Consider the following 23,083-nt stretch of genomic DNA (forward strand, 5'->3'; position numbering starts at 1 on the left):
GAAGCTGACGTCCTGTCTTACGCGCGGCGGGAAGGCGGCCTCAACCAAACCCGCGCGTTCGGGGGTTCTGATCGCGCTTACGATGGTCCGGGCGATGACCCGGGACCGAGCCGCCGTCGCTAGGCCAGGGACTGGCCGTCGTCGGCGGCGAAGACGCCGCCGGTGATGGCGCTGGAGGCGTCCGAGCTCAGGAAGGTGACCAGCCCGTCCAGGTGGTCCGGGGTCATCACCCGGCGGCGAGGGAAGGTCTTGACCAGCTTCTGCCCGCCTTCGCCGGCCAGCCATTCTGCGTTCAGTTCGGTGACGATCCAGCCGGGACAGATGGTGTTGACGTTGATCCCGTGACGGGCCCATTCCCGGGCCAGGCCCTTGCCCAGCATGGCGACGCCGGCCTTGGACGCTGAATAGGCCGTCAGCCCCGCCAGCGGCCGCAGCGAACCCACCGAGCCCAGCAGGATGACTCGGCCCCGCGACGGATCAGGCGAGGCGATCAGCCGGCGCGCCCCCTCCCGGGCCGTCAGATAGACGCCCTGGACATTGATCCGCAGAAGCTGGCCCAGGTCGTCGGCCGCCAGGTCGGTGGCCGGGCCCTGGGCGTTGACGCCGGCGTTGGCGATGACGATGTCGACCGTGCCGAATGTCGCCTCCGCATGGTCATAGGCGGCCTGGATGGAGGCTTCGTCCTCCACGTCCATCTCGACGGGTTCGACCTGTCCGCCCTCCGCCCGGATCGCCTCGGCTAGCGATTGCAGCCGATCCAGACGGCGGGCGCCGGCGACGACCTTCACGCCCTGCGCCGCCAGCATCCGCGCGAACCGGGCGCCCAGTCCCGAGGAGGCGCCGGTCACCAGGGCGACGCGGCCGGTCAGGTCGAAGGGCGAGCTCATGGGGATCTCCTGTGTTCGCCAAGGCGATAGCGACCCGTCTACCGCCCGACGAGCGGCGGGTCCAAGGCATCGGATGCGCGATGCCGACGTGAGGGCCCTCGCCGAGCGCCGGCGGGGGCAGAACAATGGCGGCGCACCGAACGGGAGACCAGCATGACGATCCTGGATCTGAAGACCGCGATCAGCCGGGCTGAAGCCCATGCGCTTTCCACCGGCGCCTTGCTGCCGGTGGTCACCGAGCAACGGGTCGTCGAGGACGCTGGCATGGTCTTCCGGGTCGAATGGCTCTCGAGCCTGGCGATGAAGGACCTGGCGGCCAAGATGCCGCGCGCCGGCGACAAGTCGTCGACCAATCCGTTCCTGCCGTTCGAACAGGACCTGTTCGTCGCGGACCTGTCGGACACCCACGTGGCGATCCTCAACAAGTTCCAGGCGTTCGCCGGCCATCTTGTGCTGATCACCCGCCAGTTCGTCGAGCAGGGAGAACCGCTGGAGCGGGCCGATCTTGAGGCCTGCGCCCTGATGCTGGCGCAGAGCCCGGGGCTGATCTTCTTCAACAGCAACGGCCAGGCCGGCGCCAGCCAGCGGCATCGGCACCTGCAGTTCATCCCGGACTACGACCCGTCGGTGGCGGCGATGATCGGAACCTCGGCCCTGCCTTTCGCCCACCGGCTGCACCGCTTCGAAGCCGGTGCGTTCGACGACCTGCCCGCCGCCACCGACCGGCTGCTGGCGCTGGTCCAGGATGCTTACGGCATGCTGGAGCCCGGCCAGGCCGGCGAGCTGGCCGCCTACAATCTGCTGATCACCCGCGACTGGCTGATGGTCGTGCCGCGGCGCGTGGAGACGGCCGCGGGCGTATCGTTGTCGGCCCTGGGGTTCGCCGGACTGATCGGATTGCGCTCCCAGGACCAGTTCGACGCCGTGGAGGCGTTCGGGCCGATGGCCATGCTGGTGGAAGCCGCCGGACCGGCGTGACGATCAATAGAGGCTGGCCAGCAGTTCCTTCTCGAAGGGGATGCGTTCGTCCAGCCGGCCTTCGCGGACCTTGTCCGTCCAATCGGGATCCGCCAGCAGGGCGCGGCCGACCGCGATCAGGTCGAACTCGCCGGCCGCCATCAGCGCCTCGACCCGCTCGACGCCATCGAGGGCGGCGTCGGCGAAGCTGACCGTCGCGCTGTTGACCTGGCCCGGCGCGGTCTTGGCGGTCGAGGCCACGCCGGCCAGGCCGACGCTGCCGACGGCGATGACGGGTTTGCCCGTGATCTCCCGGGTCCAGCCGGCCAAGGTCTTTTCCGACAGGTCGCGGAAGCCCGCCTCCCAGAAGCGCCGGGTCGAGGCGTGGAAGATCGTCACGCCGGCGTCGGACAGCGGCCCCAGAAGCGTCTCCAGCTCGCGCGGCGTCTGGGCCAGCCGGGCGCGATAGTCCTGCTGCTTGAACTGCGACCAGCGGAACGACAGCGGGAAGTCGGGACCGACCTTGCGCCGGATCGCCTTGACCACCTCGACCCCGAAGCGGGCCCGCGCGGCCAGGGTGGGACCGCCCCAGGGATCGTTCCGGCGATTGGTCTCGTGCCAGAAGAAGGTGTCGATCAGATAGCCGTGGGCGGCGTGCAGCTCGACCCCGTCGAAGCCCAGGACCTGGGCGTGGCCCGCCGCGACCGCATAGGCGTCGATGACGTCGGCGATGTCGGTCTCGCTCATCGGCTTGGTCAGGTGGGTGGTGTTCTCGAAGGCGTTGAGGTTCTCCGAGGGGCCAAAGCCCGGAACCTCGCGGTCGGGCGCCATGCCGATCTCGCGGAAGCTGCCGGTGTGCCACAGCTGCGGCATGATCCTGCCGCCCTCGGCATGGACGGCCTCGACCACCCGCTTCCAGCCCGCCAGCGAGGCCTCGCCATAGAACCGCGGCACGTTCTCATAGCTGTGCGCCGAGGGGTGACCGATATAGGTGGCCTCGGTGACGATCAGGCCCACCCCGCCCCGGGCGCGTCGGGCGTAGTACTGGACCACGTCGTCGTGCGGGATCTCGTCGGGGCAGAAATACCGCGACATCGGCGCCATCACGACGCGATTCTTCAGGGTCAGCGGGCCAACGGCGAGCGGTTGGAACAGCGGACTTTGCTCGTCGCCGGAACCGGCCGTCATATCGTCTTCCTCGGGCGCAACCTGGATGCGGATCGTGGCGTCCGCAGCCTGGCGGCGCCACCTTGTTCGGCCGATTATCGCATGCCCGATCAACCGCGCCGCTGGCTTCGATCCGAGGGTTGGGGCCAATATACAACTCTGCGACAACGCCGCGTCAGACGGCGCGCCCGCGGGCCTTAGGGAACACCGAGCATGCTCGACGCCGCCGCCGATCCTTCCGACGCCATGGCGCTCAACCCGTCGGGCAACAGCGTCGCGTACCAGAGGGAGAACGTCGCCAAGTGGAGCGACAAGCCTTTCCTGGACGCGGTGGAAACGGCCTCGCGGGCGGAGATCGAGGCTCTGCAGGAAAACAAGCTCCTGGAGCAGCTGGCCTGGGTGGCGGAGCGATCGGCGATCGTGCGCGAGGTGTGGAGCGCGGCCGGGGTGGACCCGCTGAGCATCACGTCCCTGGACGACTTCAAGGCCCGCGCGCCGTTCATGGACAAGGACACGCTTCGAGACTTCCGCGACCGCCACGACGACCCCTTCGGCGGCGTGCTCTGCGTCGATCGGGCCGAGATCCACAACATCGGGTCCAGTTCGGGCACGACCGGCGATCCCACCCTCTTCGCCGAACGCTGGAACCGGCCCTACGAGGGGCCCTTCACCCCTCGGGAATACTGGCACCTGGGCCTGCGTCCCGGCGACTATGTGCTGGAGCTGAGCACGGTCCTGCGGGGCGTGGCCCATCGCATCACCCGGGCGGCCGGCGCCATTCCGCTGATGCTCAACCACGATCCCAACGAGGTGGAGCAGGCGGTCGAGTGGATCCTGAAGTACCGGCCGACGATCTTCTTCATGCTGTCCTCGCCGGTGATCTACGGCCTGGAGCGGCTGGAGCGGGAGAAGGGGATCGACATGGTCGACCTGTTTTCCAGCTTCAAGGCCTGCATCTACGGCGGCGAGCCGATCGGGCCGCGCATGCAGCGGACGATGGATCGCTGGGGCGTCAAGGTGTTCGAATTTTCCAGCCTGGGCGATTCCGGCACGATCTGGGAGTGCCAGGCCAAGGACGGGTTCCACGCCTGGGAGGACATCGCCATCGTCGAGGTTCTGGAGCCGGGCGGCGATCGCCATGTCGCCGACGGCGAGGGCGGCGAACTGGTGGTGACGGCCATCCACAACAAGACCGACCCGCTGATCCGCTACCGGTCCGGCGACTTCGTCCGCTACACCAAGGCGCCCTGCGCCTGCGGCCGAGAGCACGTGCGGCTGTGGCTGGCCGGCCGACTGGGCGACGAGGTGGTCGTCGACGGCGTTTCGATCCTGCCGCGCGACATCTGGACGGCGGTCGAGGAAGTGCCCGAGACCGCCGCCGCCCTGTTCCAGATCATCCGCCCGCAACGCGAGCTTACCGAGCTGAAGCTCCGCGTCGGCTATGACGGCGAGCCGGACCTGGAGGACGTCGCCCGCCGGGTGGCCGACCAGGTCGAGGCGCGCATCAAGATCCGCCCGCAGGTCGAGCTGATCCCCAACAGCGAACTGATCAAGCTGGGCCCGCCCCACAAGATCCCCCGCGTCGCAAAGGCCTGAGGATGACCACAGCCGTGCTGGATGCTCCGCCCGTGACCTCGGCCGCCCTGACCTTCGACGCGCCGGACGCGATCTGGGGCGTCGGCAGCGCGCCCATGGCCAGCGGCCTGGTCCATTATCCGCTCTCGAACCGGGACGTCCTGGCCGACGTCGACTGGGCCGAGGGGCAACTGCGCGCGCTGGGCGTCGAGGCGGGCTCGTTGATCGACCTGGTGCATAACTACAGCGAGTGCGGCCAGTTCTGGCCCTACTACCTGGCCGGGATGCGGCTGGGCGCGCAGGTGATGAACGGCATGGCCACGCCCTGGGACGTGGGGCGCATCGAGATGTACGCCCGGCGCTTCCCCTTGCGCGCCGTGCTCGGCGTTAGTCCGCAGACCGTCGAAGGCATGGCCGCATTCGGCCTTGATGCGGCCAGGGTGTTCGCCGCCGTGCCGGTGGTCGGCGCGCGGGGCGCGGCCGCCTCGGCGCTGGAGGCGCTGAACCTGCACCCCCATCGCATGACGCCTCTTGGTCCGCTGATCCTGATCGCCGCGCCCGGCGAGGACGCCGCGGCCTATGACACGGCGGAGTGGATCCTGGAGACCGACGGCGAGGGACGCATCCTGGTCACGTCCGGCGCCAAGCGCGCCGCGCGCTACGATCGGCTGGACACGGGCTACCGGGGCCAGGTCGCCGACGGGGTCGTGAAGCTCGAGGCCGGGGCATGACCGAGCCCCGCGTCCTGGAGCGGCTGGACCGGATCGAGTCCCACCTGGCGATCCAGCAACTGGCCGTCCGCTACGCCATGGCCGTCGACCGGCGCGACATCGACGAATGGCTGGGCATGTTCGTCGAGGACATCGACTGCGGGCGGCGCGGCAAGGGGCGCGAGGCCCTGCGCGGCTTCATCGAGCCGGCCGTGCGCGACTTCTATCGCACCGTCCACACCATCACCGGCCACGCCATCGACCGCATCGACGGCGACGTCGCCGAAGGCCGCGTCTACTGCCGGGCCGAGCATGAGTTCGGCGACCAGTGGATCGTCCAGGCCATCTGCTATTTCGACACCTATGAGCGGCGGGACGGGGTCTGGTACTTCGCCCGGCGGGTCGAGGACTTCTTCTACACCTGCGACGTGCTGGAGAGGCCGCAGGACGCGGATTTCGCGCGCTGGCCCGGTCCGACGCCCAAGCACGCGCCGCCGATGATGCTGCCGCGCTTCCCGACCTGGAAGAGTTTCTGGGGCGATGCGGACGTCTCGGCGATCACCCGCCGGCCGGCGGCGCCTTAGATCTCGACGGCGACAGGAACAATTTGTCTTCCTCATCCTGAGGCGCCCGCGCAGCGGGCCTCGAAGAACGCCGGGCGGCTCAGTCTGTGCGTCCTTCGAGGCTCGCCGCTCGCGACGAGCACCTCAGGATGAGGTGGATTTGAGAACGCCCCAGAGCCGTGGTGGGAGTGGCCCTCACCCCGCCAGGAAGTCGCGCAGGTCGGGCATGTGCGGCGCGTGGGACTGGGCGCCGCCATCGACGCTGTAGACCTGACCATTGACGAAGGCGGATTCCGCGGACGCCAGGTAGACCGCCATCCAGCCGATGTCCTCCGGCACTCCGCCGCGGGGAACGGTGTTCTGCCGCAGCAGGGCTTTTTCGAGCTTGGCGCGCCGTTCGTCGGTGACCGGTTTGGTCGGGATGTAGCCGGGAGAGATGGCGTTGCAGCGCACGCCGTCGATCCCGTGCTGGGCGGCGACATAGCGGGTCAGGGTCGCCAGGCCGGCCTTCGAGCAGGCATAGGCCGTGTTGCCCAGGTCGCCCAGGAACATCGAGTTCGAGCAGATGTTGATGATCGCGCCGCCGCCCTGGCGGACCATGTGCGGGACGGCTTCCCGGCACATCAGCATCGGGCCGCGCAGGTTGATCGCCATCAGCGTGTCCCACAACTCGACACTCTGTTTCAGCAGCGGGCCGTCCTGGGTGGCCGACAGGAAGGTGGCGGCGGCGTTGTTGACCACGACGTCGATCCTGCCGAAGGCGGCGACCGTGTCGGCGACCACGGCCTTGACCGAGTCCTCCGAGCCGATGTCGCAAGCCATGGCGATCGCTTCGCCGCCGCCGGCGCGCAGTCGCTCGGCCGTGGCTTCCGCCTTGTCCAGCGCGATGTCGGCGATCACGACCGGCGCGCCCTGGGCCACGAACAGTTCGGCCGTGGCCGCGCCGATGCCCGACGCCGCGCCGGTGATGATGGAAACCAAACCTGCCAGTCGCGTCATGATCTCGATCCTGTTGCGATCCCCCGATCTAGGTAAGGGATGGTCTTCGCGCCGTCGCGTGGCGCGAGGCGCTTGATCGCAACAGCGATAGCCTTTGGCGCGGACTCGCCCCCGCCTCGCGCCCGTGGGATTCAAACGGACAGTCGTCCGCGAGGAGTTCCATGATCGACCGCAAGCATATCGGCGCCACGACGGAAGAGGTCTCGATCGACGTCGAACTCAGTCAACTGCGCCTGTTCTGTCAGGCGATCGGCGAGACCAATCCAGTCTTCCTGGACGCCGAAGCGGCGCGCGCGGCCGGTCACGAGCGGATCCCCACCCCGCCCACCTATCCCCAGACCCTGCTGAACCTCAGCCCGTTCAAGAAGAACCTGGTTCTGGACGTGATCGAGGCCGATCTGGCCCGCATGCTCCACGGCGAGCAGGTGTTCGAGCATCACCACCCGATCCGCGTCGGCGACACCCTTCGCCTGCGCCAGACCGTGGCCGACATCTACGACAAGAAGGGCGGGGCCCTGGAGTTCGTCGTGCTCGAAACGCTGGCCCGCAACCAGGACGACGTCGTCTGCGCCACGCTGAAAAGCGTCGCGGTGATCAGGAACTGAGGCCGGCATGAGCACGCATGACCTATCGACCCTGAAAGCTGGCGACCCCTTGCCGACCCTGACGACCGGGCCGATCACGCCCCTGACCCTGGCCCTGTTCGCCGGCGGGTCGGGGGACCACAACCCGATCCACGTGGACAAGGCGTTCGCCGCGTCCGCGGGTTTCCCCGACGTCTTTGCTCACGGCATGCTGTCGATGGCCTATCTGGGCCGGGCCCTGACCGACTGGGCCGGGGCGACGGCCGTCCGCCAGTTCGGCGTCCGGTTCGCCGCAATCACGCCCTTGGGCGCTACGGTCGCCTGTGACGGGATCGTCGAGCAGATCGTCGAACAGAAGGGCGAGCGGCTGGCCAAGCTGACGCTGCGGGCGACGGTCGTCGACGGCCCTGTCACCCTGGTGGGCGACGCCCTGGTGCGGATCGGCTGACCCGTGGACCTGAGCTTTTCCCCAGAGGACATCGCGTTCCGGGACCGGGTCCGGGCCTTCATGGCCCAGAACCTGTCGCCGGACACCCGCCGCAAGGTCGAGCAGGGCCGGGCCCTCGACAAGGCCGACGTGGTCGAATGGCAAAGGACGCTGAACCGGGTTGGTTGGGCCACGCCCAGCTGGCCGGCGTCGGCGGGCGGCCCGGGATGGAGCGCCGTGCAGCGCTACATCTTCATGGACGAGCTGTACGCGGCCTGCGCGCCCGAGCCGCTGTCGTTCAACGTCTCGATGATCGGACCCGTGCTGATCGCCTATGGCAGCGACGAGCAGAAGGCGCGTTTCCTGGAGGCGACGGCCAACCTGGACATCTGGTGGGCCCAGGGGTTCTCCGAGCCGGGCGCCGGATCCGACCTGGCGGCGCTCAGCGCCACGGCGGCGCGCGACGGCGACCACTATGTCGTCAACGGCCAGAAGCTCTGGCAGGGCATGGCGCACCGGGCCGACTGGATGTTCACCCTGGTGCGCACCGATCCGAAGGCGGCCAAGAAGCAGGGCGGCATCAGCTTCCTGCTGATCGACCTGAAGAGCCCGGGCGTCACCATACGGCCGATCATCACCATCGACGGCCGCCATGAGGTCAATGAGGTGTTCCTGGACGATGTGCGGGTGCCGGTCGGCGACCGGGTGGGCGAAGAGAACCAGGGCTGGACCTACGCCAAGTACCTGCTGTCCAACGAGCGCACCGGCATCGCCCGGATCGGCATGACCCGGCGAATCCTGGCGCGGGTCGCCGACGCCCTGGCCAGCGTCGAAGCGGGCCTGACCGAAGCCGCGCAAGCACGGCACGCCGCCGAGGCGACCGCGATCGAGGCCGAGCTCCGGGCGCTGGAGATCACCCAGCTGCGCGTCCTGGCGGCGCAGCAGGCCGGGCAGGTCGATCCGCGCTCGTCGATCCTGAAGATCAAGGGCGTCGAACTGCGGCAGGCGGCTTCTGAGCTGTTGCTGCGCGTGGTCGGGCCGGCCGGCTACGCCTTCGTCTACGAAGGCCAGGGCGAGGCGCCGTCCGAGGCGGCATCGAACTATTTCACCCTGCGCGCGGCCTCGATCTACGGCGGCGCCAGCGAAGTGCAGAAGAACATCATCGCATCGAGCGTGCTGGGCTTGTGAGGGCGGGATGAACTTCGAGCTTTCCGAAGACCAGGCGATGCTGAAGGACACGGCCGAGCGCCTGTTCGCCCAGGCGGCTGGCGATCCATCCGGCGACCTGTGGGCCAGGATGGCCGAGCTGGGCCTGCTGGCCGCGCCGTTCGCCGAGCAAGACGGCGGGCTTGGCCTGGGCCCGGTCGAGACGATGATCCTGGCCGAGGCGGCCGGGCGAGCCCAGGTCCTGACGCCCTACGCCAGTTCGATCGTCGCGGCCGGGACGGCCTTGCGGCTGGCGCCCGTCCCGCCGTCGGGCTTGATCGCTGGCTTGGCCGCCGGTGAGGTCCAATTCGCCTGGGGGCATGAGGAGCTGGGCATGCCCAGCGGCCAGGCCCGGCGGACGCGGGCGCGATCGTCCGGCGACGGCTGGATCCTGTCGGGCCGCAAGACCAATGTCGTCCACGTCGCCGGCGACGCACGACTGGTGGTCACGGCCACGACCGACGGCGGGCCGATCGTACTCATCGTTCCACTGGACGCCCAGGGCGTGTCACGCCGCGACCACCAACTGTTCGACGGGACGCCTGCCTCTGAGATCAGCTTCTACGAAGTTGGGGTGGAGGTCGGCGCCGTCCTGGCGCATGGGCCCGACGCCGCGACCTTGACCGAAAGGGCCCGCGAGCATCTGGTCGCCTTCCGCGCCTCGGAGGCCGTCGGCCTGATGCAAGCCCTTCTGGACGCCACGCTGGAGCACCTGAGGACGCGCCGCCAGTTCGGCGAGCCGCTGTCGTCGTTCCAGGCCCTGCGGCACAAGGCGGCCGACATCCTCGTGGCGCTGGAGCAGGCGCGCTCGATGGCCATGCTGGCCGCCCTGTCCGTCGAAGACCCCGAGGCCGAGATGCGGCGCAAGACCATCGCCCAGGTGCGGACGGTGGTCGCAAAGGCCTGCAAGCTGGTCGGCCAGGCCGCCGTGCAGTTGCATGGCGGGATCGGCGTCACCGAAGAGCACCCCGTCGGCCGCGGTTTTCGCCAGCTGACCCTGATCGACCTGGAGATGGAGCGGGGATGACCGCATCGGCCTCAACCCACGGCGCCCTGGACGGGGCGCTGGCCCTGGTCGTCGAGCTGGGGCTGCCGCTGCTGTCCGGCGTCGGCGAGGGGCTGCGGGACGCCGGGGCCGAGGTCGTCACGTCGCGCGATCCGCGTTGGGCGGGGTCGCGCGAGGACGTCGACGCCGCCCTTCTGGCCGCCCTGGGTCCCGACCGCGCGCCGGCCCTGGCCGTGCTGAGCCTGCTTAGCGAGGAGACGACGACGCTTCGCCCGCTGAGCGATCTGGACCTTCAGGCCTGGCGGGCCGGAGCGGCGGATCCGATCCGGATCGCGATGCGGGTGCTGGCGGCGCTTGGGGCGCGGATGAAGCCGGCGGGGCGAGGGACCATCCTGTTCCTGGCGCCGTCCCTGTCGCTGGTCGGCGGCTCGGGCATGGTGGCCTTGAGCACCGCCCTGGAAGGCCAGCGCGGCCTGATGAAATCCATCGCCCGCCAATGGGGCGCGACCGGCGTGACGGTGAACTGGGCGGCGGCCGCGCCGCGCGCCCTGTCGCCTCACTTCGACGCCGCCGACCTGGCGGCCAAGGGCGACGCGGTTCCCATCGCCCTGGGCCGGCGTCCCGACGCCCGCACCGAGATCGCGGCCCTGGCCGCCTGGTTGGCGAGCCCGTCCGGACGTGGCGTGACGGGCGCCACCCTGATGGTCGACGGCGGCGAGTGGATGGTGCCATGACGACGCTGGACTGGACCTCGATGGCCGGCCTGCTGGCGGGCCGCGTCGCGATCGTCACCGGCGCCAGCGGCGGAGTCGGCCGGGGCCTGGCTAGAGCTCTGGCGCTGTCCGGCGCGCGCGTCGTCGTGGCGGCGCGCAGTCCCGCCGGCGGCCAGGAGACGGTCGCCGTGATCGAAGCCGAGGGCGGCCGGGCGCTGTTCGTCGCCACCGACGTCTGCGACGCGACGGCGGTGCGGTGCACGGTCGAGGCGACGGTCCAGGCCTTCGGCGGGCTGGACATCGTGGTCCACAACGCCGCCAGCACCTTGGCGAAGCCCACGCCGCTCGAAGACATCGACGACGCCTTGTGGGCCGAGCAGGCCGGTGTCTCGCTCGACGCCCTGCATCACCTAGCGCACGCCGCCCTGCCGCACCTGCGCGATACGGGCCGTGGCCGCTTCCTGGTCCTGTCGTCGGCCCAGGGGCAGCACGGCGGGGCGATGAACCCCGCCTATACCGCCCTGAAGGCGGCGCAGCGCGGGTTCGTCAAGGCGTTGGCCCGCGAGTGGGGTCCGCACGACATCGTCGTCAACGCCCTGGCGCCGGCGGCCCTGACCGACGCGGCCAAGGCCTATCTCGACGCCGATCCCGAACGCACCCGCGAGGCGATGAAGAGCTTTCCGCTGGGCCGGATGGGCGACATGCGCGACGACATCGGACCGGCCGCCGTGGCCATGTGCAGCGACCTCTGGCGCTACGTGACCGGCCAGACCGTCAATGTCGACGGCGGGTACTATACGGCCCTGTAGGGCCGTGCGTCCTTCGCGGCCTTGCTGCGCAAGGCGCCTCAGGATGAGGAATTCAATGCAAAGCAGTCCTCATCCTGAGGTGTGAGCCCCTCTTAGGGCGAGCCTCGAAGGACGCATGATCGAGAGCCCTAGGCCGAGGCCGTGAACTTCACATCCAGATAGGCCTGAAGCCCTTCGACGCCGCCCTCCTGGCCGTGGCCGGAATCGCGGACGCCGCCGAACGGGGTCTCGGGATTGGAGACGGCCAGGGTGTTCAGCCCGACCATGCCGGCCTTTAGCGCCGCCCCGATGTCGGCGATCCGGCGGGCCGAGGTCGAGAAGGCGTAGGCGGCCAGGCCATAGGGCAGGCTGTTGGCGCGCCGCACCACCTCATCGAAGTCGGCGAAAGGCACGATCGGCGCGACGGGGCCGAACGGCTCCTCGGTCATGACCAGAGCGTCGTCGCCGATCCCGGTCACCACCGTCGGCGCGTAGAACCAGCCCTCGTTGCCGCGCCGCGCGCCGCCGGTCTCGACCTTGCCGCCGCGGTCGCGGACATCCTGGACGATGGCCTCCATCGCCTGGATCCGGCGGGGATTGGCCAGGGGGCCCATCTGCACGCCGGCCTCCAGGCCGGCGCCAAGCTTCAGGCCCTTGGCGACGTCGGTGAACCTAGCGACGAAGCGGTCATAGGCCGCCTCCTGCACGAAGAAACGGGTCGGCGAGATGCAGACCTGGCCGGCGTTGCGATACTTCGCCGTCGCGGCCAACTCGGCCGTCGCCTCGACGTCGACGTCATCGAACACCACCACCGGTCCATGGCCGCCCAGTTCCATGGTGGTGCGCTTGAGATCGTGAGCGCACAGCGCCATCAGATGCTTGCCGATGGCGGTCGAGCCGGTGAACGACACCTTGCGGATCGCCGGCGAGGCGATCAGGTGGGCCGAGACCTCGGCCGGCTTGCCAAAGACCAGGTTCAGCACGCCCGCGGGCAGGCCGGCGTCGGCGAAGGCGCGGGCGATCTCGACCGCCGTGCCGGGCACTTCCTCGGCCGCCTTGAGCACCAGGGTGCAGCCTGCGGCCAGCGCGCCGCCGATCTTGCGGCAGGGCGTCAGGGCCGGGAAGTTCCACGGCGTGAAGGCGGCCACGGGACCGACGGGTTCGTGGGTCACGGTCATGGCCACGCCAGGGACGCGGCTGGGAACCACTCGGCCATAGGTGCGGCGGCCTTCCTCGGCGTACCATTCGATGACGTCGGCGGCGTAGGCGATCTCGCCGCGCGACTCCGCGACGGGCTTGCCCTGTTCCAGGGTCATCACCGTGGCGATGACCTCGATGCGGGCCCGAATGAGGTCCGCCGCCCGGCGCAGGACCTTGGCGCGTTCGCTGGCGGTGGTCGCCGACCAGGCTGGAAAGGCCCGCGCCGCCGCGTCCAGGGCCGCGTCCAGGTCGGCCGCCGAAGCGTGCGGCAGGTCGGCGATCGGCCGGCCGGTGGCGGGATCGAACACCGGCTCGGTCACGCGGCCCTGGCCGGACAGGAACCGGCCGTCGATGAACAGTTCGAGCGCGGTGTAGGTGGTCATGGAAATAGCCTTCGTTCTGGCCGTCGTCAGACGGCGCGCGCGTCTTCCAGGATCATGTCCGCGGCTTTCTCCGCGATCATGACGATGCCGGCGTGGGTGTTGCCCGAGAGGACCGAGGGCATGATCGAGCCGTCCACGACCCGCAGGCCCGCGATCCCGTGCACCTTCAGCCGCTTGTCCACCACCGCGCCGGGATCGCTTCCCATCCGCGCGGTGCAGGTGGGGTGATAGATCGTGCTGCCTCGCTCGCGGCAGTAGGCCAGGAGCTGATCGTCGGACGCGCAGTCCAGGCCCGGCTCGACCTCGCTTTCAGCGAAGGGGAGCATGGCGGGCTGGCGCATGATGTCGCGCAGCACCTTCAGTCCGCCGACGGTGACGCGGCGGTCGGTCTCGGTGGCCAGGTAGTTCGGATCGATGGCGGGCGGCGTGAACGGGTCGGGGCTGACGATCTTCAGCGTGCCCCGGCTCTCGGGCCGCAGCTGGCAGGACGAGGCCGTGAATCCCGAGAAGGCGTGCAGCTTGTCGCCCATCTTGGTGGTCGAGAAGTTGATGAAGTGGATCTGGGTGTCGGGCAGGGCCACGGCCGGATCGGTCTTCAGGAAGGCCCCCGCGTAGCCGGCGCTGACCGTCAACGGTCCCCGCCGTTGAAGGGCGAACTTCAGGCCCACGCCCGCCATGCGCCACGGGCTGCGCATGTCGTCGTTGAACGTGATGGGCTGGGCGCAGCGTAGGACCATGCGCACTTGCAGGTGGTCCTGCAGGTCGGCGCCCACGCCCGGCAGGTCGTGAATCACGCGCACGCCGTATGCGGTCAGCAGGTCGCCTGGTCCGATGCCCGACAGCTGCAGAAGTTGGGGTGAGCCGATCGCGCCGGCGGCCAGGATGACCTCGCCGCCGGCGGTCGCCCGGGCCAGTTCGCGGTCGCGGCGCCACTCGACTCCCACCGCCCGACGTCCTTCGAGCACCAGCCCGGTGGCGTGGGCGCGGGTCACGACCGTCAGGTTGGACCGCCGCCGGGCCGGCCGCAGATAGGCCACGGCGGAGCTGGCGCGAAGGCCGCGCCGCGAGGTGGTCTGATAGTAGCCGGCGCCCTCCTGGGTCGCGCCGTTGAAGTCGTCGTTGCGGGGGTGGCCCGCCTCCTGCGCCGCGGCGATGAACGCGTCGCACAGCGGGTGGGGCTCGGCCTGGTCCGAGACGGGCAGGGGGCCGCCCTGGCCGTGGAAGGCGTCGGCGCCGCGCGCCTGGTCCTCGGCCTTGCGGAAATAGGGCAGGACGTCGTCATGGGACCAGCCGACATTGCCCAGCCGCCGCCAGGCGTCGAAATCTTCCTTCTGGCCCCGGACATAGACCAGGCCGTTGATCGAGCTGGAGCCCCCCAGCACCTTGCCGCGCGGCTGGCTGATCCTGCGGTCGTTGAGGCCGGGCTGCGGCGTCGTCTGGAACATCCAGTTGACCTTGGGGTCGACGAACAGCTTGCCGTAGCCCAGCGGGATGTGGATCCAGGGATTGCTGTCCTCGCCGCCCGCTTCCAGCAGCAGGACCTTGTACTGGCCGTCGGCGCTCAGCCGGTTGGCCAGGACGCACCCCGCCGAACCCGCGCCGACGATGATGTAGTCGAAAGCGCCGAACTCACGCATGCAGCACCTCGCGGGCCAGTCGGGCGACCTCGTCGGCGATGGCCAGGGAGGCCGTCAGGCCGGGGCTTTCGACGCCGAACAGATTGATCAGGCCCGCGCCCGGGCCGGCGGGGTTGGCCTCGATGCGGAAGTCGGCTGGCGGCTCGCCGGGGCCCGAAATCTTGGGGCGAACGCCGGCATAACCCGGCGTCAGGGCTCCGTCGGGCAGGTCGGGCCAGTAGCGCCGCACCGCGCCGTAGAAGCGCTCCGCGCGGCGGGGATCCACCGCGTAGTCGGGTTCCTCGACCCATTCCACGTCTGGCCCGAACTTGGCCTGGCCGCCCATGTCGAGCGTCAGGTGGACGCCGAGGCCCCCCGGCTCGGGGGTGGGATAGATCAGGCGGCTGAAGGGTGACCGTCCCGACAGGGTGAAATAGCTGCCCTTGGCGTAGAAGGCCGTCGCCTTGGCGGGGGGCGGCAGTCCCTCGGTGGCGTCCGCCAAGCCTGGCGCGCCGAGGCCGGCGCTGTTGACGACCAGTCGCGCCTTCAGGGCCGGCGCGGGGTCTTCGCCGAGGGTCAGGGCGACGCCGTCGGTGTCCAGACGCATAGCCGTCACCGGGGTGTGAAAGGCCGTCATCGCGCCGCGGGCCTCGGCCTCGCCCTGGAGCGACAGCATGTAGGCGTGAGAGTCGATAATGCCGGTCGAGGGCGAATGCAGCGCGGCCACGCAGGCCAGGGCCGGCTCCATCGCCCGGGCGGCGTCGGCGTCGAGCCAGGTCAGGTCGTCGACGCCGTTGGCCCGGGCGGCCGCCAGGATGCGTTCCAGGTCCGAGATCTGGTCGGCATGGCTGGCGACGATCAGCTTGCCGCAGCGCCGGTGCGCGATCCCGCGGCTTTCGCAATAGGCGTAGAGCTGGGCCTTGCCCCGGACGCACAGCCGCGCCTTGAGCGAGTCCCGGGGGTAGTAGATGCCGGCGTGGATGACTTCGCTGTTTCGGGAACTGACGCCCGAGCCGATATGGCCCTCGGCCTCCAGGATCACCACCTCGCGGCCGGCCAGGGTCAGGGCGCGCGCCGCCGCAAGACCGACGACCCCGGCGCCGATCACCACGCATTCGACTGTATCCATGGGCCAGCGTAAACACGGGATCGGCGCGGGTTGAAGTCGCGCCCCGCCAGGATCGCGGACGCGATCAGCCGGCCTGCGCATGGGGTGTTTTTCGGGGCGCGGGTCTCCTAGTCTGGCCTTGGACGGAGATGACATGACCGGCGATTCTGAGATCCTGGAACGCGACAGCGGCGGGCCCCGCGCCATGGGCCGGGTGCTGGCCCTGCTGGAGTTGCTGGCCGGTACGCCGGTGGGCCTGCCGCTCGCCGAGATCTCCGTCGCGCTGGGCGTGCCAAAGAGCACGCTGCTCAACAGTCTTCGTCCCCTGGTCAGCGACGATTTCCTGGTCGTCGAGGGCGTGCTCTACCGGTTGGGGCCGCGCGCCTTCCGCCTTGCGGCCACCATCGGCTCGGCCTACGACCTGCCGCGCCTGGTGCGGGGCTATCTGCGCGCCCTGGCCGACACGACCCAGGAGTCGGTCAATCTGGCCGTGCTCGACCATCAAACCCACCGTTTCGTCTATATCGACGTTCTCGAAAGCCCGCGTCCGGTGCGCTACACGGTCCGCCTGGGCATGAGCGGTCCGCTCTATTCGACGGCGGCGGGGCGGGTGCTGCTGGCCTATCAGTCGACCGACTATCAGAACGACTACATCGCCAAGGCCAAGCTGACGCCGCTGACCGCCCGCACCAACACCGATCGCGAGGTTCTGCGAAGCCAGCTGGAGGAGGTCCGCCGCAAGGGCTTCTGGGTCAGCCTGGGGGAGTCAGTGGAGGATTCGGCCGCTGTGGCCGCGCCCGTGTTCGGACCGGACGGCGCTGTCCTGGCCGCGGTTTCGCTGGGCGCGCCCTCGGACCGGCTTCTGGCCAACCAGGACGCGCTGGTGGCCGCGGTCGTGAAAACGGCCGCGCACGCCTCGGGGGGCGTGGCGGCCGCTTGACGCTCCCTCTTCCGGGGAGCTGTCTCGAAGTGATCGAGCTCCCCGCTAGAGGGGCAGGCCCGCCAGCTTCATGCCGTTTTCGTACATGACCTTGGCCGTATCCGCGTCGCTCAGGTCCTTGCAGGCCTCGTCGGCGAAGATGCGCGGCTCCTCGACGCCCTCGGAGTGCGGGTAGTCCGAACCCATCAGCAGCCAGTCGGCGTCGCCGGTCTGGTCGACGATGGCTTTGATGTTGTCCTCGGGATAGGCCACGATCTTGACGTGGCGCTTGAAGATCTTGCTGGGCCGCTCCTTGAGCTGGCCGGCGGGCCAGTAGCCGTTCTTGGCCATGCCCCGCACCTTGTCCATCTTGACCAGCATCGACGGCACCCATTCCGCGCCGTTCTCGGCCGAGATCAGGGTGATGTTGGGGAAGCGCTCGAAGAAGTTCAGCAGGACGAAGCTGGACAGGGTCTCGATCACCGGCCGTTCGGAATAGCCGTGCATCCACATGAAGGCGGTCTGACGCAGGCGCGACTTCTGCATCGGCTCGCCCCACACGGCCATGTGGTCCTTCAGGTAGATGGCTTCGGAGACGTGGAAGACCACGCCGACGCTAGCCTCGTTGAGGATGGCCCAGAACGGGTCGTGGTCGGGATGGGCCGGGGCCTTGCCGTTGTAGGGGCCCATCGGCATCAGGACGAACTTTGCGCCGTTGGCCACCGCCCACTTGGCCTGCTCGATCGCCTGGGGCAGATCGGCCAGGGTCAGGACCGGGCAGCTGAAGATCTTGTTCTTATAGTTGAACTTCCACTGGTCGAGCATCCAGCGGTTATAGGCGTTGAGGATCGCGTAGGCGGGATCGGGCTCGTCCAGATAGCTGATCGCGCTGACGAAATTGCCGCAATACAGCATCGAGGAGCGAACGTCCCACTTGTCGAGCACCTTCACGCGCTCGGCCGGGTCGGTCATGGTCGGGGTGATCGGCACCCGCATGTCGACCTCGGCCTTGCCTTCCTTCTGGGCCCGCAGCCACTCGTGCAGCTTGCCCGGCGGCGGGATCTTGAAGTCCTCGGTCATGTAGTCGGCGCTGATCTCGACCTTGCGCTTGCCCACGTGCAGGGCGAACTGGCCGTCGTCGGCGACCTTGTAGTTCAGGCCCCAGTCTTCCTTGTACTTGGCCGGCACATAGACGTCGAAGGCCTCAGGCGTCTCGTAAAGGTGGGTGTCGGCGTCGAAGATCGGACCCTTGTAGCGCCAGCCGGTCGCTTGATCCGGGGCGATGGCGGTGTCGGTCATGAGGGTCTCCTCGCCGGTGTGCGGCGCAATTTGCAGAAAACTGAATATCGTTCAATTTTCTGTTCACCTGGGCGAGATGTCAAGGTTCTGGTCGGCCCAGGGGCATCGCGCATGCGATCCGCGCCGGTTCAGCCGAGAACCAGGTCCGCGACCGAGGCCTTCTGCGTCTCGGTCAGCGGCAGGGGCCGCCGGCCGGCGCGGTCGACATAGACGTGAACGAAATAGCCGGCGGCCACCGGCGTCTCGCGGCCCTCGACGAAAAGGCCGATCTCGAACCGGATGCTCTTGTCGCCCAGCTTGCCGATGCGCACGCCCGCCTGGACGGTCTGCGGAAACTCCACCGGGGCGAGGAAGTTGCAGTGGCTCTCGACGCACAGGCCGATCGACGGCGAGTCCGGCAGCCAGATGACGCCGCGTTCGAACAGCATCCGGGTCACGGCGGTGTCGAACCAGCTGTAGTAGATGATGTTGTTGGCGTGGCCGTAGGGGTCGCCGTCGGCCCAGCGCGTCGGGATGTCCACCCACCAACCGTAGTGTTCGCGGCGCTCGTCCTGGGGCTTGCGGGCATCGGTCATGCGGCGGAACCCTGGCGGACAAGGCGCAGGAATTCGGCGCGGGTCCGCGGGTCGTCGCGGACCACGCCGCGCAGGCTGCTGGTCGTCAGCCGCGAGCCCGGCGTGTTGACGCCGCGCAGGGTCATGCAGCTGTGCACGGCCTCGATCACCACCCCCACGCCCTGCGGCTGCAGGACGTCCTCAATGGCCTGGGCGATTTCGGCGGTCAGCTTCTCCTGGATCTGCAGGCGCCGCGCGAAGCCGTTGACCACCCGCGCCAGCTTGGAGATGCCGACCACCTTGTTGGTGGGCAGGTAGCCGACATGGGCCACGCCGGTGACCGGCAGCATGTGGTGTTCGCAAAAGCTGACCACGCGGATGTTGCTGAGAACCACCAGCTGGTCGTAGCCGGCCACTTCCTGAAAGGTCCGCTCCAGGTAGCCGCGCGGGTCGGTCTCGTAGCCGGAGAACAGCTCGCGATACGACTTGGCCACGCGCTCGGGCGTGTCGAGCAGGCCTTCGCGCGACGGGTCGTCGCCGGCCCACTCCAGCAGTGTCCGGACAGCGGCTTCGGCGTCGGCCTGGCTCGGTTTGCTCATGGTCGGATGCTCACGCCTTCTCGAACAGGTGAACGGCGGACGCGGTTCCTAGACCGACCACGTGGGTCAGGCCGATCCTGGCGCCCTGGACCTGCCGCGCGCCGGCCTCGCCGCGCAGGTGCAGGGCGACCTCGTACATGTTGGCGATGCCTGTGGCGCCCAGGGGATGGCCCTTGGACAGCAGCCCGCCCGAGACATTGACCGGCACGCGGCCGCCCAGCGCGGTGACGCCCTCGTCGATCAGCCGTCCGGCCTCGCCCAGTCCACACAGCTGCAGATTTTCGTAGTGCAGCAGTTCGGCGGTGGCGAAGCAGTCGTGCAGCTCGACCAGGCTGACATCGCGCGGATCGATCCCGGCCTGTTCGTAAGCCGATTTCGCCGCCAGCTGGGTGCAGCCGTTGACGTCGGGCATGATCGGATTGCGCGGGTTCCAGGGATCGGAGGCCAGGGCCGAGGCCAGCACGCGGATCGCCCGCGTCAGGCCCAGCTCCCGGGCCTTCTTCTCGGAAACAACCACGGCCGCGGCCGAGCCGTCGACATTCACCGAGCACATCAGCTTGGTGTTGGGATAGGCGATCATCTCCGAGCCCATCACCTCTTCCAGCGGCGTCTCCTTCTGGTAGACGGCCTTGGGGTTCATGGTCGAATGGTGGTGGTTCTTCACCGACACCTTGGCGAACTGCTCGAAGGTGGTGCCGTACTTTCCCGCGTGCTCCATGCCGGACTCGGCGAAGACGGCCGGCATCGAGGCCGAGCCGAACAGGCCTTCCAGCGAGATGCCGGTCTCGTGGCCCGCGCCCAGCATGCCGCGCGGCATCTTCTCGACGCCGACCGCCAGCACCACGTCGTAGAGGCCCGACTTCACCGCAATCCACGCCTCGCGAAAGGCCGAGGCGCCGGTGGCGCAGGCGTTGGAGATGTTGGTGACCGGAATGCCCGTCTGGCCGATCTCGCGCATGATCGCCTGGCCGGTCATGTCATAGGCGCCGAACACCGAGCCGCAGTACATGGCCTGGACGTCGTGGACGGAGAGGCCGGCGTCGTCGAGGGCCAGCAGCGCCGCTTCGCCGCCGAGCTGGGCGAAGGTCCGGTCGGGATATTTGCCGAACTTCAGCATGTCGATGCCGAGGATGTAGACGTTCTCGCTCATGGCGGACCTCAGGCCGAAGGTTCGAAGAAGAAGGCGACATAGGACGCGCCGTCCTTGTCGGTGCGACCCAGGGCGTCGCCGAACACCATCCGGACCGGCATGCCGACCGGCAGGGCCTCGGGCTCGGCCGCGACGTTGATCAGGTTGCCCTTCAGCGTCAGGCCGTCGTCGAGATCGACGATGGCCGAGATGAAGGGAACGGGCACGCCGGGATAGGAGCGCCGGACGATCGAATAGGCGTGCAGCTTGCCGGTCGTCGGGGCGCGATAGGTCTCGATCGAGTCGCGGGCGCCGCAGGCCGGACAGGCCAGGTGGGTCGCCGCCGTGCGGGCGCCGCAGGCCCGGCACAGCCGCCCCTCGACGAAGGGTTCGGGTCCGTCCAGGCGGATCCAGGGCAGGGCGGGACGAGGTCCGAGGGTGTCGGTCTGGGTCATGGCTTGGCCTCAGGCGCCCGTGAACACGGGCGGGCGTTTGTTGAGGAAGGCCTCGACGGCCTCCTTGTGGTCGGCGGTCTCGTGGGCCAGGGCCTGGAAGGCGGCCGACAGCTCCAGCACGTCGGTCAGCCGGGAATGCTGGCCCTCGCGCAGCAGGCGCTTGGCCAGCCGGACGGCGCGCGGCGGGTTGGCGGCGACCCGGTCGGCCAGCTTCAGCGCCTCGTCCATCACCTGGTCGGCGGGGACCACCTTGTTGACCAGGCCCATCTCGCGGGCCTCGGCGGCGGTGTAGGTGTCGCCGGTCAGGATCATCTCGGCGGCGCGGGCGTAGCCGATGGTGCGCGGCAGGATCCAGGCGCCGCCGTCGCCGGGCACGATGCCCATCTTGACGAAGCTGGCGGCGAACTTGGCCGCGTCGGAGGCCACGCGCATGTCGCACAGGCAGGCGATGTCGCAACCCAGGCCGATGGCGTGGCCGTTGACCGCGGCGATGCTGGCGATTTCCAGACCGGCGAAGGCCAGGGCGATCTTCTGTACGCCCTTCTTGTAGTTGTCCCGGGTGTCGGCGGGGGTGGCCAGGGGGCCGATGCCGTCGCGGTCGCGCATGCCCTTCAGGTTGCCGCCGGCCGAGAATGACGCACCCAGACCGGTCAGGACCAGCACCGAGATCGAGCGGTCCGCATTGGCGCGCTCGACCGCCTCGACCAGTTCGGCGCAGTCGGCGTGTTCACCGATCGCATTGCGCGTATCGGGCCGGTTCAGGGTCAGGATCGCGACCCGGCCACGGGTCTCGTAGAGGACAAAGGGCTCGCGCATGAACTGACGGTTTCCATCTGCGGATTTGAGGCAAACCATTCCCAAACGCAGGCCGGGACAAGCATCATGGCGGCTTTAAGGGTGACATATCACCCACACGATGACCCTGACCGTCACCTTGTCACGCGGTGGCGCATCGCGACGATGACACTCTAGAGACGTGCGCCGCCGGCGGCGTGGGGAGGGAGTTGTCCTATGTCGTCCAAGACCCTGGAAGGTGTCAGGATCCTGGATTTGAGCCGCGTGCTGGCCGCGCCCCTGGCCAGCCAGATGCTCGCCGACCTGGGCGCCGACGTGATCAAGGTGGAACGTCCCGGCACGGGTGACGAGTCCCGCGAATACGGGCCGCCCTTCCTGAACGATCGGGACGGCAATCCGACCTCCGACGCCGCCTTCTATCTCAGCTGCAACCGCAACAAGCGGTCGGTGACGGTCGATCTGGCCTCGCCGCGCGGGCAGGAGATCGTCCGCCGGCTGGCGGCCGACAGCGACGTGGTCCTGGAGAACTTCAAGACCGGCGCGTTGAAGAAGTACGGCCTGGACTACGACAGCCTGAAGGCGGTCAATCCGCGGCTGGTCTATTGCTCGATCACCGGCTTTGGCCAGACCGGTCCTTTGGCTCACAAGCCCGGCTATGACGGCGTCTTCCAGGCCATGGGCGGGATGATGAGCGTGTCGGGACTGCCGGACGACGCCCCGGGGGGCGGTCCGATGAAGGTCGGCATCTCGATCGTCGACATCCTGACCAGCCTCTACGCCTCCAACGCCATCCTCGCCGCCCTGCATCATCGCGACGTGGGCGGTGGAACAGGCCAGCACATCGATCTGTCGCTGCTGGACTGCGGCGTCGCTTCGCTCAGCCACTTCGCCATGAACTATCTGGTGTCGGGCGAGATCCCCGCGCGCCGCGGCAATGGCGGATACGGCGGCGTGCCCTCCCAGACGTTCCGCTGCGCGGATCGCGACCTTTTCCTCACCGCCGGCAACAACGCCCAGTTCGGCCGGCTGTGCCTGGCGCTGGACCGGCCTGACATCGCCAAGGACCCGCGCTTCGACAACACGGCCGGCCGCATCCGCAACCGCGACGCTCTGCTGGCGATGCTGGACGCGATCTTCGCCACCAAGCCGGCCAGCGTGTGGCTGGAGCGTCTCGACCTCGCCGACGTGCCGTCCAGCCCGGTCAACGACATCGCCGACGCCCTGGCCAATCCGCAGGTCGTCCATCGCCAGATGGTTCGAGAAATCGAGCATCCGGTCGCCGGCGTCCTGAAGACGCTGAGAAACCCGATCCGGCTTTCTGAAACCCCGATCAACGACTACGCCCCCCCGCCTTTGGTCGGACAGCACACGGACCAGATCCTGGCCGCCGCGGGCTACGCGCCCGAGGACATCGAGACCTTGCGACAGGCCGGCGTCGTCTGAT

The 23,083-nt window shown here is 69.1% G+C and carries 24 protein-coding genes; 12 read left to right on the forward strand and 12 right to left on the reverse strand.

What is annotated here, in order from left to right:
* Positions 1–119: 119 nt before the first annotated feature.
* Positions 120–887 (reverse strand): SDR family NAD(P)-dependent oxidoreductase, encoded by a 768-nt coding sequence (locus tag G3M57_RS07865; protein WP_163229825.1) that lies wholly within the window; start codon positions 885–887, stop codon positions 120–122.
* A 153-nt stretch (positions 888–1,040) separates the two neighbouring features.
* Between G3M57_RS07865 and G3M57_RS07870 the strand changes: the two genes are divergently transcribed.
* On the forward strand, positions 1,041–1,865 hold the full coding sequence (locus G3M57_RS07870; protein WP_163229827.1) for an ATP adenylyltransferase family protein: 825 nt from the start codon (positions 1,041–1,043) through the stop codon (positions 1,863–1,865).
* A gap of 3 nt (positions 1,866–1,868) precedes the next feature.
* Here G3M57_RS07870 and G3M57_RS07875 read toward each other — a convergent pair whose 3' ends face one another.
* Positions 1,869–3,032, reverse strand: coding sequence for an NADH:flavin oxidoreductase (locus G3M57_RS07875; protein ID WP_163229829.1), 1,164 nt, complete (start codon positions 3,030–3,032; stop codon positions 1,869–1,871).
* A 192-nt stretch (positions 3,033–3,224) separates the two neighbouring features.
* Between G3M57_RS07875 and G3M57_RS07880 the strand changes: the two genes are divergently transcribed.
* Genes G3M57_RS07880 through G3M57_RS07890 form a run of 3 tightly spaced genes read left to right on the forward strand, consistent with a single transcriptional unit; the run spans position 3,225 to position 5,880 of the window.
* Positions 3,225–4,607 carry a phenylacetate--CoA ligase family protein gene (locus G3M57_RS07880; RefSeq protein ID WP_163229831.1) on the forward strand — a complete coding sequence of 461 codons (1,383 nt, stop codon included), beginning with the start codon at positions 3,225–3,227 and terminating at the stop codon, positions 4,605–4,607.
* A gap of 2 nt (positions 4,608–4,609) precedes the next feature.
* Positions 4,610–5,317: a hypothetical protein gene (locus G3M57_RS07885; protein WP_163229833.1), complete on the forward strand. Its 708-nt coding sequence runs from the start codon at positions 4,610–4,612 to the stop codon at positions 5,315–5,317.
* Positions 5,314–5,880, forward strand: a complete 567-nt coding sequence (locus G3M57_RS07890) for a nuclear transport factor 2 family protein (protein ID WP_163229835.1) — start codon at positions 5,314–5,316, stop codon at positions 5,878–5,880. The genes G3M57_RS07885 and G3M57_RS07890 overlap by 4 nt, the downstream gene beginning before the upstream one ends.
* A gap of 174 nt (positions 5,881–6,054) precedes the next feature.
* Here the strand turns inward: G3M57_RS07890 and G3M57_RS07895 are convergent, their stop codons facing one another.
* Positions 6,055–6,858, reverse strand: a complete 804-nt coding sequence (locus tag G3M57_RS07895) for an SDR family NAD(P)-dependent oxidoreductase (RefSeq protein WP_163229837.1) — start codon at positions 6,856–6,858, stop codon at positions 6,055–6,057.
* A gap of 161 nt (positions 6,859–7,019) precedes the next feature.
* Between G3M57_RS07895 and G3M57_RS07900 the strand changes: the two genes are divergently transcribed.
* Genes G3M57_RS07900 through G3M57_RS07925 form a run of 6 tightly spaced genes read left to right on the forward strand, consistent with a single transcriptional unit; the run spans position 7,020 to position 11,603 of the window.
* Entirely contained in the window at positions 7,020–7,463 is a 444-nt protein-coding gene (locus tag G3M57_RS07900) for a MaoC family dehydratase N-terminal domain-containing protein (RefSeq protein ID WP_163229839.1), read from the forward strand.
* Positions 7,464–7,470: 7 nt separating this feature from the next.
* Complete coding sequence (locus tag G3M57_RS07905; RefSeq protein ID WP_056755167.1) at positions 7,471–7,890, forward strand: MaoC/PaaZ C-terminal domain-containing protein; 420 nt, start codon at positions 7,471–7,473, stop codon at positions 7,888–7,890.
* Positions 7,891–7,893: 3 nt separating this feature from the next.
* Positions 7,894–9,057 (forward strand): acyl-CoA dehydrogenase family protein, encoded by a 1,164-nt coding sequence (locus tag G3M57_RS07910; RefSeq protein WP_163229841.1) that lies wholly within the window; start codon positions 7,894–7,896, stop codon positions 9,055–9,057.
* A gap of 7 nt (positions 9,058–9,064) precedes the next feature.
* Complete coding sequence (locus G3M57_RS07915) at positions 9,065–10,102, forward strand: acyl-CoA dehydrogenase family protein (protein ID WP_163229843.1); 1,038 nt, start codon at positions 9,065–9,067, stop codon at positions 10,100–10,102.
* A complete protein-coding gene (locus tag G3M57_RS07920) occupies positions 10,099–10,815 on the forward strand; it encodes an SDR family oxidoreductase (protein ID WP_163229845.1) in 717 nt (238 codons plus the stop codon). The genes G3M57_RS07915 and G3M57_RS07920 overlap by 4 nt, the downstream gene beginning before the upstream one ends.
* Positions 10,812–11,603 carry an SDR family NAD(P)-dependent oxidoreductase gene (locus G3M57_RS07925; RefSeq protein ID WP_163229847.1) on the forward strand — a complete coding sequence of 264 codons (792 nt, stop codon included), beginning with the start codon at positions 10,812–10,814 and terminating at the stop codon, positions 11,601–11,603. The genes G3M57_RS07920 and G3M57_RS07925 overlap by 4 nt, the downstream gene beginning before the upstream one ends.
* A gap of 128 nt (positions 11,604–11,731) precedes the next feature.
* Here G3M57_RS07925 and G3M57_RS07930 read toward each other — a convergent pair whose 3' ends face one another.
* Genes G3M57_RS07930 through G3M57_RS07940 form a run of 3 tightly spaced genes read right to left on the reverse strand, consistent with a single transcriptional unit; the run spans position 11,732 to position 15,910 of the window.
* Positions 11,732–13,165 (reverse strand): NAD-dependent succinate-semialdehyde dehydrogenase, encoded by a 1,434-nt coding sequence (locus tag G3M57_RS07930; RefSeq protein WP_163229849.1) that lies wholly within the window; start codon positions 13,163–13,165, stop codon positions 11,732–11,734.
* Positions 13,166–13,191: 26 nt separating this feature from the next.
* Positions 13,192–14,802, reverse strand: a complete 1,611-nt coding sequence (locus G3M57_RS07935; RefSeq protein WP_163229851.1) for a GMC family oxidoreductase — start codon at positions 14,800–14,802, stop codon at positions 13,192–13,194.
* Positions 14,795–15,910, reverse strand: a complete 1,116-nt coding sequence (locus G3M57_RS07940; protein WP_163229853.1) for an NAD(P)/FAD-dependent oxidoreductase — start codon at positions 15,908–15,910, stop codon at positions 14,795–14,797. Before G3M57_RS07940 ends, G3M57_RS07935 begins: the two co-directional genes overlap by 8 nt.
* A 133-nt stretch (positions 15,911–16,043) precedes the next feature.
* Between G3M57_RS07940 and G3M57_RS07945 the strand changes: the two genes are divergently transcribed.
* Positions 16,044–16,829, forward strand: coding sequence for an IclR family transcriptional regulator (locus tag G3M57_RS07945; RefSeq protein ID WP_163229855.1), 786 nt, complete (start codon positions 16,044–16,046; stop codon positions 16,827–16,829).
* A gap of 45 nt (positions 16,830–16,874) precedes the next feature.
* Here G3M57_RS07945 and G3M57_RS07950 read toward each other — a convergent pair whose 3' ends face one another.
* The 6 genes from G3M57_RS07950 to G3M57_RS07975 all read right to left on the reverse strand — a co-directional run bounded on the left by G3M57_RS07950 (position 16,875) and on the right by G3M57_RS07975 (position 21,660).
* Positions 16,875–18,107 carry an amidohydrolase family protein gene (locus G3M57_RS07950; protein ID WP_056755143.1) on the reverse strand — a complete coding sequence of 411 codons (1,233 nt, stop codon included), beginning with the start codon at positions 18,105–18,107 and terminating at the stop codon, positions 16,875–16,877.
* A gap of 128 nt (positions 18,108–18,235) precedes the next feature.
* Complete coding sequence (locus G3M57_RS07955) at positions 18,236–18,682, reverse strand: acyl-CoA thioesterase (protein ID WP_056755141.1); 447 nt, start codon at positions 18,680–18,682, stop codon at positions 18,236–18,238.
* Positions 18,679–19,260 carry a GTP cyclohydrolase I FolE gene (gene folE / locus G3M57_RS07960; RefSeq protein WP_163229857.1) on the reverse strand — a complete coding sequence of 194 codons (582 nt, stop codon included), beginning with the start codon at positions 19,258–19,260 and terminating at the stop codon, positions 18,679–18,681. Before folE ends, G3M57_RS07955 begins: the two co-directional genes overlap by 4 nt.
* 10 nt (positions 19,261–19,270) lie before the next feature.
* Positions 19,271–20,410 (reverse strand): thiolase family protein, encoded by a 1,140-nt coding sequence (locus tag G3M57_RS07965; RefSeq protein WP_163229859.1) that lies wholly within the window; start codon positions 20,408–20,410, stop codon positions 19,271–19,273.
* 8 nt (positions 20,411–20,418) lie between these two features.
* On the reverse strand, positions 20,419–20,844 hold the full coding sequence (locus G3M57_RS07970; RefSeq protein ID WP_163229861.1) for a Zn-ribbon domain-containing OB-fold protein: 426 nt from the start codon (positions 20,842–20,844) through the stop codon (positions 20,419–20,421).
* A gap of 9 nt (positions 20,845–20,853) precedes the next feature.
* Positions 20,854–21,660 carry a crotonase/enoyl-CoA hydratase family protein gene (locus G3M57_RS07975; protein WP_163229863.1) on the reverse strand — a complete coding sequence of 269 codons (807 nt, stop codon included), beginning with the start codon at positions 21,658–21,660 and terminating at the stop codon, positions 20,854–20,856.
* Positions 21,661–21,855: 195 nt separating this feature from the next.
* Here G3M57_RS07975 and G3M57_RS07980 point away from each other — a divergent pair, with 195 nt between their 5' ends.
* On the forward strand, positions 21,856–23,082 hold the full coding sequence (locus tag G3M57_RS07980) for a CaiB/BaiF CoA transferase family protein (protein ID WP_163229865.1): 1,227 nt from the start codon (positions 21,856–21,858) through the stop codon (positions 23,080–23,082).
* Position 23,083: the final 1 nt, after the last annotated feature.

The organism is Caulobacter rhizosphaerae, assembly GCF_010977555.1.
GTDB lineage: Bacteria > Pseudomonadota > Alphaproteobacteria > Caulobacterales > Caulobacteraceae > Caulobacter > Caulobacter rhizosphaerae.